Here is a 9,290-nt window from a genome sequence, read left to right on the forward strand (position 1 = left end):
CTGTTCAGTTTTCAAGGTTCATATAGTAGAGAAACCAACTTGAGTTTCTTATTATTTCGTCTGCCTCACTGGCGACTTATATAAGATTACATTATCTATAATCATATGTCAACACTTTTAAAAACTTTTTACAAAAATATTGCGAAAGTGCAAAGCGCGGCTACTCCTGGGATGCCTAATACCGCAAGTAATAGACCGGAGGCAATATTTACCGGAACATAGATTCCGACAAATCCTCCTGTAATGTTCATAGCAAAAAGAACTAAAAACGCAAATGCCAATCGAAACCAATACACGGATAAACGCTCTAACACTTTTTGAATCTGCTTCTTATCCATCACCATTAATAGAAGAAGAACTAATCCGATAACTAAAATACCAAAAACTTTCACGGGAAACGCCCCTTTCAAATGAATGATCCATTCTATGCGATCCCGTGAAGACATATTAGTCTCTTCCTAATCGGCGAGCCTTTGCCTCTTTAAATAAATAAAAATGTTTACTCTCGGCAATTTTTCGTTGTACCATCACTGCTTGATCATAATCATTAAGATATTTTTCATTTTCTCTAGCGCGTTCCCATTCTTCCTTCGTTTCCATCATTAACGCACGGAGGCGTTCATCAAATTCGGCTTTTAGTTTTCTTTTTCGTCCAAACATGCAAAATGCCCCCTATAGCTCTCGGCGGCCTTCTAGCGCCTTCGACAGTGTCACTTCATCCGCATATTCAAGATCTCCTCCAACTGGTAATCCATGCGCAATTCTCGTTGTCATGATGCCAGACGGTCGGACAAGTCTCGAAATATACATTGCAGTCGCTTCACCTTCAATTGTAGGATTCGTAGCTAAAATTAACTCTTCAACCGTTTCATCCTGAAGACGTGTTAATAAGGAAGGAACATTGATATCTTCCGGACCGATTCCGTCCATCGGAGAGATTGCTCCGTGAAGAACATGATAAAGTCCTTTATAATCCCTCATCTTCTCCATAGCTATTACATCTTTTGGATCCTGCACGACACAGATCATCGAACCATCACGGCTTTTATCCTGACAAATATGACAAGGATCGATATCCGTAATATGTCCACAAACCGAACAATAACGTAAATTCCTTTTAGCGTCGACGAGTGCTTTTGCAAAGTCCAACACTGTATCTTCCTTCATGCTTAACACAAAAAATGCCAGTCGACCCGCTGTTTTGGGGCCGATACCTGGCAATTTCATAAAACTATCAATTAGTTTTGAGATTGGTTCAGGATAATGCATCGATTTTCCTCCTAGAACATTCCAGGTAGGTTCAATCCTTTCGTGAATTGACCCATCGTAGAGTTCGTTAATTCTTCAGCCTTCGCCATCGCTTCATTAGTCGCAATGACAACAAGGTCCTGTAGCATTTCAACATCTTCTGGATCTACAACAGACGGATCAATAATCACATCAACAACTTGCTTATCACCAGATACGATGACTTTCACCATACCGCCGCCTGCAGCTCCTTCAAGACGCTTTTCACCAAGCTCCTCTTGCGCCTCAGCCATTTTCTTTTGCATTTTCTGCATTTGCTTCATCATACCCTGCATATTTCCCATACCACGCATATTCGTTTCCTCCTCTTATTTGTTAGTCGTCATAGACTTCTATGAATTCCTTGCCAAAAATCTTTTCCGCCTCTGTTACAATTGGATCTGTATTCTCCTGCTCGGCTTCCTTCACAAATGACAGCATATCTTCAGCCGCCGCCTCTTCCGATGATTCCTGCGGTTTAGCCAACCCACTTTTCTGGATAAACTCTCCCCGCACCTTCAACCAGCCTTCCTCAGGAACATAGACAACTTCATAAGCCTTGCCAGTTCGTGAACGCAAAGCATCTGACAAGCCTGATCGTAACGATGGATTTTCAGATGCCATCAGGCAATGAATTTCATATTTGAATTTTAACACAAAAGCATTCTCAGATGCCGCCACAGGCTCCGTTTCTCCAAGAAGTGCAGCATGTGATTTTTGCATCGTCTGCATCATCCCCGCCCACTCTTCTCGAATTGTTTGGATATCCTGTTTTGTCGCTGCTCTTAATACTTCGTTTATCTTACCCGTTGGAACCTTGAATGACTGCGATGATTTAGAAGCATTTTTTCGTGGCTGCGTAGCTCTCTCTGCAGTCCCTTGTACACTTACTCCACTAGCAATTTGTTGTTGCATATTTGCAATGACCCGCTCTAGCTCCACTACTTTCTGTGCAAGCCCTGTATCAACGACCTCATTGCTACCAGCCAATTGACTAGGACCACTATCAAGGTGAATCATTTTCAATAACGCAGACTCAATATACACTTTTGCATGATTGGAGAATCGCATCTCCTGCTGAGTTTTCGCCAGTATATCTATAAAAGAATAGAGGATGTCTGGATTAAATCTTTGCGCCATTTCTCCAAAACGCTCATCCCCTGATACGAGCTCCAGCAAATTTTTCAAATCTGGGGCTGTTCGAAGAAGAAGTAAATCCCTAAAGAAGGTGATTAAATCCTCCGCTAGCCTTGATACATCTTTCCCCTCCGCAATTAAGCGGTCGAGTAGTGAAAGTGCCACCCCAGCATCTTTACTGAGCAATGCTTCCGCCAATTGATGAAAGATGTCCTCACTAATCGAACCTGTGACGAGTAAAGCGTCTTCAACAGTCAACCGATCCCCACTAAACGATACAACTTGGTCAAGCATACTCAGTGCATCACGCATTCCACCCGAGGCAGCCTGAGCAATTACTTTCAACGCACCTTCGTCAAACTCGATGCCTGTATCTGCTAGCACAACTTTCATCCGTTCGATAATATCAATCGGTGTAATTGGCTTGAAATCAAAACGCTGACATCTTGAGATGATTGTCAAAGGCAGTTTATGTGGTTCCGTCGTTGCTAGGATGAAGACAACATGTGACGGTGGTTCTTCGAGTGTTTTCAATAGCGCATTGAATGCCGAGTTTGAGAGCATATGCACTTCATCAATAATATACACTTTAAAACGTGCATTCGACGGGGCAAATCGGACTTTCTCAATAATATCCCGCATTTCCTCTACACGTGAGTTCGAGGCTGCGTCGAATTCAATCACATCTGTATTCGAACCTTCTGTAATGCTTAGACATGTTGGACATTCATTGCACGGTTCTTTCGATGGACCATTTTCGCAGTTCAACGCTTTTGCAAATACTTTTGCAGCACTCGTCTTCCCTGTCCCCCTTGGACCAGAGAATAGATAAGCATGCGTCGTCTTATTATGAAGGAGGGCGTTCTGCAGTGTTTGTTTCACATGCCGCTGTCCAGACATCTCAGCAAATGATTGGGGGCGATATACACGATAAAAAGCTTGATAAGCCAACAGTTCTTCCTCCTTTTGACGCCATGCAATAATATTTCTAGTATAACACAAACACCCCGGCTAAATCTTTTTTAAATCAATCAATTACACCTCAGCGCAATTCAAAATTTGTGACATCCGCCGGAAGCTTTATTTTCTTTAGCAAGAACTGAAGTTCTTGCTAAAGAAAAAAAACTCGCCCCCAAAAACGGACGAGTTGAATTATAAAATTAAAGCCGTGCACCTTCCTCTGACAGCCGCACATAAGCGTTACTCCTGTCGCCAGCTCGGTCTAGGCGACCCCGCGGCACATGAAAAAGTCCACTTAATGCTGCTTCCTTCCGGACCTGACATGGTTCATGGGTTTCCATTGCGCGGGACCCAAACGTCAACACTACGTGCAAAAGGCAGACCCTACAATACGGGCAGCCTCGAGAAGGAATTCAGTCTTGCTAGAGCGGATTGCAAGTGATAGGGCACCGCTACCTCCCCACCTAGCACGGCATTTCTTAGTATACTCATTGTCTCGTAAAAAATCAAATATTTATCCATGAAATTATTGCAATTATTTTATATTAAACAAACTGTTGACAGCGTAATCTAAACATGATAAATTGAATTTTGTTGATACGGAGGTATACCCAAGTTCGGCTGAAGGGAACGGTCTTGAAAACCGTCAGGCGGGTTCAACCGCGCGGGGGTTCGAATCCCTCTACCTCCTCCATATTTTCAACTTAGCGCATAAGTTTGGAGATTGAATTCGTTATTTGATAGCGAATTTTTATTTTGGACATTTAGTTAAAACCACAAGAAGCAGACCGATTTAACGGGCTGCTTCTTTTTTTACGTCTATTTTATTAACCTTAGAGCCAGCAACAGAAGGCTGAATAGCCATGCAATTATAATATGGGAAGTCAGCTGCTAGTTTCTCAGCTATCCCACCCTCTTCACCCTGCTTTACAGCAATGAAGACCGATGGACCTGCACCACTAATCGTCATGCCATATGCACCATATTCATGACAAGCTATGCGAATCTGCTCAAAATCGGGAAACAAGGACTTGCGATACGGTTCATGAAAAACATCTTTCTCCATCATTTTGCCCGCCGTTTCCCAATCTCCACGTGCAATAGCCGCTGTCATAACACTACTCGCAGCACTTCCTGCAATCGCCACTGCATGCGGCAACTGTTCAGGAAGAAGTCCTCGCGATTCTTCCGTTGGCAATGCTTTTGGTGGCACAAGCATCACTACGCCTATTTTTGGTTCTGGTAGATGGATCACATCTATCTCAGTACCATCAAAATAAGAAATAGTTACCCCACCTAACAAAGCAGCTGATACGTTATCTGCATGGCCTTCTAGTTCACTACCGATTAACACCTTGTCCTTCGAAGTGAGTTTCAGCTCCAGCAGCTGATTCGCAATTTCAATACCTGCCGCAATCGCCGTTGCACTACTTCCAAGCCCTTTGCCGAGCGGAATATCCGACTGGACATTAAGCTTATGCGAAGGCGCCGTCTGTCCATAGCGTTTCGCCACATACTGAATCGTCGTCACAATCAAATTATCTTCCCCGCTTGCCAACCCTTGGTACTCTTTACCTTCATATTGAACAAGCCAAGCCTTTGCCGGCTTAACATCGACCTTCATATACAAAGCGAGCGCAAGCCCAATACTATCAAATCCTGGGCCAAGATTGGCCGTCGTAGCGGGTACGACGACTGAAAAATTGGCTACCCCCATTACTTTACTCCTTCTTTCAATTCATTCAACAATGCGTCGAATTGGTCTCGTGACAGCAATGACTTCTGTTCATTCACCATAATTGCCGTTTCGGGATCCTTCAGGCCGTTACCTGTTAGCACACCAACAATCGTTGAACCTTTTTCAATCAATCCTGCATCCAGACGCTTTTTAATACCTGCAATCGTCGCACATGATCCCGGCTCAGCAAAAACACCTTCCGTTGAGGCAATCAAGCTGTAAGCCTCCAAAATTTCTTCATCTGTTACCGACAAAATAGCTCCATTCGATTCTACAAGTGCATCCTTTGCCAATTGCCAGCTTGCAGGATTACCAATGCGGATAGCCGTCGCCACTGTTTCTGGATTTTCAAATACACGGTCATAGACAATTGGTGCTGCCCCGTCTGCCTGTACACCAAGCAACGATGGTAAAGCAGTTCCTTTTCGCTCTGCGTATTCTTTAAAGCCTTTCCATGCCGCGGAAATATTGCCTGCGTTCCCTACCGGTAATGCAAAAATATCCGGCACTTTCCCAAGCTGCTCAATCGCTTCAAATGCAATCGTCTTCTGGCCTTCCAGACGGTATGGGTTAATGGAATTCACAACTGCCACTTTTCCTTCGCCAGCCTCTCGAACCATATCAAGCGCCACGTCGAAGTTACCCGCAATCTCCACAATTTCTGCTCCATACATTTTCGCTTGCGCCAATTTTCCAAGCGCAATCTTTCCTTCAGGAATGACGACAATCGTCCGCATCCCTGCACGTGCACCATATGCCGCCGCAGATGCCGATGTATTCCCTGTCGATGCACAAATAAGGACTTCTTTCCCTTCCTCTTTTGCCTTCGCAACCGCCATGACCATCCCGCGGTCTTTAAAAGATCCCGTTGGATTCGTTCCTTCCGTTTTCACGTAAAGATTAATGCCCCATCGTTCAGACAAATTCGTTAGGTGAATGAGGGGTGTATTCCCTTCCTGCAGCGTCAATGCCGGTGTTTTCTCTGTCACGGGCAACCATTCTTTATATTCGTCAATCAATCCATTCCATCTTCTCATCATTATTCCCCCTCAACTCGGTAATGGCTTAGTACGCCAATGACCTCTGGTGTTTGATTTAATTCAGTTACAATATTTAGATGTTGCTTACGAGAAATTTGATGTGTGATAAAAATCAAATCCGCGTCAGCCCCTGTTTTATCTGGATGCTGGATTACCGTCGCTAAACTCGCACCATGACCACTATAAATCGCCGTTAGCTTCGTCAAGACACCTACTTCATCCCTAACATGAATACGATGGAAGTAACGTGCAAACTTATTCTCATCGCTTTTCACTTTACGCTCATATTGCGGAGCATGTGGCCTTTTCCCATTCACGCCAAGCAATAGGTTACGACATGCCGCGACAATATCTCCTGTGACAGAAGTTGCAGTTGGTAATGAACCAGCTCCCGGTCCATAGAACATCGTCTCCCCAACCGCATCACCATAAACGTATACCGCGTTAAATTCATTATTCACTGATGCCAAAGGATGCGAGTTTGGAAACAGAACCGGCTCAACCGCTACTTCAATACCGTCTGAATTCTTCTTAGCAGCCCCCGCCAACTTCACTGTATAACCAAATTGTTCCGCAAGCTCCAAGTCACCGTCACGGATTTCTTTCAGTCCTCTGACGAATACATCCTCCAAACGGACTTCTGTCGAGAATGCCAGTGAAGCTAAAATAACCATTTTACGCGCAGCATCAATGCCGTCCACATCTGCAGACGGATCGGCTTCTGCAAACCCAAGCTCAGTCGCCTCCGCTAACGCATCCTCGTAACTCATCTTCTCATGCTTCATCTTTGTTAGTATAAAATTCGTCGTGCCATTGACAATACCCGTCAACGCACTAATACGATCCGATGCAAGTCCATCTTCCAACGTGCGAATCAATGGGATTCCCCCACCGACACTCGCTTCATAAAATAGATCACATTTGTTTTCATCTGCCAACTTCAACAACCCAGGGCCGAACTGTGCCATCACATCTTTATTAGCTGTCACGACGCCTTTTCCTGCACGTAGCGAGCTTTCAATCGCTTCTTTAGCCTCAGACGTCCCGCCAATTACTTCTACAATGAGATCGATAGACGGATCTTCTAGTATCTCATTCAAATCCGTTGTGAAAATTTCTGGCGACAAAACGGTATCCCTTTTTTTATATTGATCTTTCACAAGCACTTTTTTAATTGTCACAGGCACACCCAGCTTATGGCGCAAGTCGTCTTGGTGGTTTTCCAAGATTTTAGCCACACCGCTTCCCACAACTCCAAATCCTAGTAATCCAATATTAATCTCATTTTTCATTGACGATTCTCCTAACTGTATGTACACTATGAAAAAACAGTCGTTCTTTGCATAAGGACATTATAGTGAAATATTCGGTCAATAACAACCCCGATTGAGATAAAGTTCAAAAAAACATATAATTGTCACTAATTAAAAGATAGGATTGATGAAAATGAAAGTCTGTAAATTTGGCGGAACATCCGTTGCATCAGCTGAACAAATTAAAAAAGTAGCAGCCATCGTTACATCTGACCCCGCGCGTAAGATTGTAGTTGTATCAGCGCCAGGAAAGAGATTTGGTGAGGATGAAAAAGTAACAGATTTGCTCATTCGTCTTGCAGAACAAGCACTTAATGATAAAGAAACAACTAATGAACTTGAGGAAGTCGTCAATCGCTATCGACTAATTGCTGAAGGCCTTGGCCTTTCTGAGCAAATCGTCCATGTTATCGAACAGGATTTACAACAACGTCTCGCTAGAGATAAAAACGATCCTGTTCTCTATATGGATTTTTTAAAAGCATCCGGAGAAGATAATAACGCGAAACTCATTGCCGCTTATTTCACACATATCGGTATGGATGCCAAATACATATCTCCCAAAGAGGCAGGTCTGCTCGTCAATAATCGCCCTGAACGTGTACGTGCTTTACCAGAAGGCGATGAGCGCCTCGTCAAATTACGCGATGAACCGGGCATTGTCGTCTTCCCAGGATTTTTTGGCTACACAGAAGATGGAACACTCCGTACATTCAACCGAGGAGGGTCCGACATTACTGGCTCACTACTAGCCGCAGCAACGGAAGCTGAACTCTATGAAAACTTCACAGACGTCGACTCCGTCTTTGCGGCCAATCCAACAGTCGTCGATAATCCTGTTGCCATCGACAAAATGACCTATCGTGAAATGCGAGAACTCGCCTATGCAGGATTTTCAGTCTTCCATGATGAAGCACTAATGCCCGCATTCCGTCGTTCTGTTCCCGTGTGCATTAAAAATACCAATAACCCAGAAGCACCTGGCACATTGATCGTGAAAAAACGCAATAATTCCACACAACCCGTTATTGGCATAGCGGCAGACGATGGATTTTCTACATTGTTCGTCGACAAATATTTAATGAACCAAGAAATTGGCTTCGGACGCCGTTTATTGCAAATATTAGAAGAAGAAGAAATTCCATTTGAACATACACCATCAGGTATTGATAACTTATCTGTTATCCTGCGAAGTAAATTCATCAATGCAGATAAAGAAGCCCGCATCATCCATCGCGTAAAGGAAGAGCTAAAAGCAGATGACGTCCATATTCAAAGTGATTTTTCTATGATTGTGCTCGTCGGCGAAGGTATGCGCCATTCAACAGGACTTGCTGCACGTGCCGCCTCTGCCATCGCACGTACAGGCGCCAGCATCCAAATGATTAATCAAGGATCTTCCGAAGTGAGTCTCGTCTTCGGCGTTCATAAGAAAGATGAAACGAAAATTTTGAAAGAGTTGTACGCAGAGTTTTTCATTGAATCTGCGGTTCTCTCCTAAAATCAATTACGCTTCGGCGTAATTGCGTCCAGATTTTGAATCGAGCTTGCTCGATTGACTCCTTTCAAAATCTGTGACATCCGCCGGAGGCTTTTTCTTCATTCAGCAGGCGTTTGGACACCCACTGAACAAGGAAAACATAATACATTCATTTCCCCCTGTAGAGGTGGGAGTCTTCTGTAGCTGACGCTTCGCTTTCAGTACAAAATAATTTGCTGAATGAAGAAAAACGGCACACCATCTCATTGGATGATGTGCCGTTTTTCTTAACATAGTGGCAAAAACATACCTGGAAATTGCTTCACAATCGCATT

At 43.9% G+C, this 9,290-nt stretch carries 9 protein-coding genes, 1 tRNA gene and 1 other RNA gene; 2 read left to right on the forward strand and 9 right to left on the reverse strand.

Annotated elements, in window-relative coordinates:
* Positions 1–128: 128 nt before the first annotated feature.
* The 6 genes from R2B77_RS16935 to ffs all read right to left on the reverse strand — a co-directional run bounded on the left by R2B77_RS16935 (position 129) and on the right by ffs (position 3,857).
* On the reverse strand, positions 129–446 hold the full coding sequence (locus R2B77_RS16935) for a pro-sigmaK processing inhibitor BofA family protein (protein WP_203249195.1): 318 nt from the start codon (positions 444–446) through the stop codon (positions 129–131).
* A 1-nt stretch (position 447) separates the two neighbouring features.
* The gene (locus tag R2B77_RS16940) at positions 448–660 is read right to left on the reverse strand and encodes a YaaL family protein (RefSeq protein WP_203249196.1); all 213 of its coding nucleotides are present in this window, start codon (positions 658–660) and stop codon (positions 448–450) included.
* Positions 661–672: 12 nt separating this feature from the next.
* The gene (gene recR / locus R2B77_RS16945) at positions 673–1,269 is read right to left on the reverse strand and encodes a recombination mediator RecR (RefSeq protein WP_203249197.1); all 597 of its coding nucleotides are present in this window, start codon (positions 1,267–1,269) and stop codon (positions 673–675) included.
* 11 nt (positions 1,270–1,280) lie between these two features.
* Positions 1,281–1,601 carry a YbaB/EbfC family nucleoid-associated protein gene (locus R2B77_RS16950; RefSeq protein ID WP_203249198.1) on the reverse strand — a complete coding sequence of 107 codons (321 nt, stop codon included), beginning with the start codon at positions 1,599–1,601 and terminating at the stop codon, positions 1,281–1,283.
* Between the two features lie 22 nt (positions 1,602–1,623).
* Positions 1,624–3,375, reverse strand: a complete 1,752-nt coding sequence (dnaX, locus tag R2B77_RS16955; RefSeq protein ID WP_203249199.1) for a DNA polymerase III subunit gamma/tau — start codon at positions 3,373–3,375, stop codon at positions 1,624–1,626.
* Between the two features lie 215 nt (positions 3,376–3,590).
* Positions 3,591–3,857: signal recognition particle sRNA large type (ffs, locus tag R2B77_RS16960), an RNA gene on the reverse strand.
* Positions 3,858–3,985: 128 nt separating this feature from the next.
* Between ffs and R2B77_RS16965 the strand changes: the two genes are divergently transcribed.
* A tRNA-Ser gene (locus R2B77_RS16965) sits at positions 3,986–4,078 on the forward strand.
* 99 nt (positions 4,079–4,177) lie between these two features.
* On the opposite strand, the gene thrB is transcribed toward R2B77_RS16965, so the two are convergent.
* Genes thrB through R2B77_RS16980 form a run of 3 tightly spaced genes read right to left on the reverse strand, consistent with a single transcriptional unit; the run spans position 4,178 to position 7,454 of the window.
* Positions 4,178–5,101: a homoserine kinase gene (thrB, locus tag R2B77_RS16970; RefSeq protein ID WP_203249200.1), complete on the reverse strand. Its 924-nt coding sequence runs from the start codon at positions 5,099–5,101 to the stop codon at positions 4,178–4,180.
* A complete protein-coding gene (gene thrC / locus R2B77_RS16975) occupies positions 5,101–6,159 on the reverse strand; it encodes a threonine synthase (RefSeq protein WP_203249201.1) in 1,059 nt (352 codons plus the stop codon). Before thrC ends, thrB begins: the two co-directional genes overlap by 1 nt.
* Before the next feature lie 2 nt (positions 6,160–6,161).
* Positions 6,162–7,454 (reverse strand): homoserine dehydrogenase, encoded by a 1,293-nt coding sequence (locus R2B77_RS16980; RefSeq protein ID WP_203249202.1) that lies wholly within the window; start codon positions 7,452–7,454, stop codon positions 6,162–6,164.
* A gap of 154 nt (positions 7,455–7,608) precedes the next feature.
* Here R2B77_RS16980 and R2B77_RS16985 point away from each other — a divergent pair, with 154 nt between their 5' ends.
* Positions 7,609–8,976: an aspartate kinase gene (locus R2B77_RS16985; RefSeq protein WP_203249203.1), complete on the forward strand. Its 1,368-nt coding sequence runs from the start codon at positions 7,609–7,611 to the stop codon at positions 8,974–8,976.
* Positions 8,977–9,290 lie beyond the last annotated feature (314 nt).

Origin of the sequence: Sporosarcina beigongshangi, from assembly GCF_033485195.1 — a bacterium.
Taxonomy (GTDB): Bacteria; Bacillota; Bacilli; order Bacillales_A; family Planococcaceae; genus Sporosarcina; species Sporosarcina beigongshangi.